This is a genomic window from Vibrio sp. 10N.222.49.C9 (genome assembly GCF_041474985.1).
Classification (GTDB): domain Bacteria; phylum Pseudomonadota; class Gammaproteobacteria; order Enterobacterales; family Vibrionaceae; genus Vibrio; species Vibrio crassostreae_C.
In genome coordinates, this window is sequence record NZ_JBFRVD010000709.1 from 1 (window position 1) to 378 (window position 378).

1 protein-coding gene is annotated in these 378 nt (G+C 41.8%); it reads left to right on the forward strand.

What is annotated here, in order from left to right; genetic code table 11:
* Nucleotides 1-63 precede the first annotated feature (63 nt).
* Nucleotides 64-378: M14-type cytosolic carboxypeptidase (locus tag AB4585_RS25200; RefSeq protein WP_372171499.1), on the forward strand; the 315-nt coding region annotated here is incomplete at its 3' end.

Consider the following 378-nt stretch of genomic DNA (forward strand, 5'->3'; position numbering starts at 1 on the left):
GTGATAATCTGCAAATAAAATATGCTAGTCTTAGCTCACCCCAATCACGAGACATTCACTAGCATGAAAATTTTCAGTAACTTCGAAAGCGGCAACATCAACGTTGTTTCAGCAGATTCTCCACAAGACATTCAACTCACTATACCTGCTGATAACCAAACCGAAATTTCACAATGGTTTCACTTTCGTCTAGAAAGCGAAGCACAACAAGCACACCATTTTACCATCAGTGAATTAGCGACATCCGCGTATCCTGAAGGCTGGAGTGACTATGATGTGGCTGCTTCTTATGATCGTGAGGAGTGGTTCCGTATTCCTGCTCAGTTTGATGGCAACGCACTAACTTTTGATATCATTCCAGAACACGATTCTATGTAC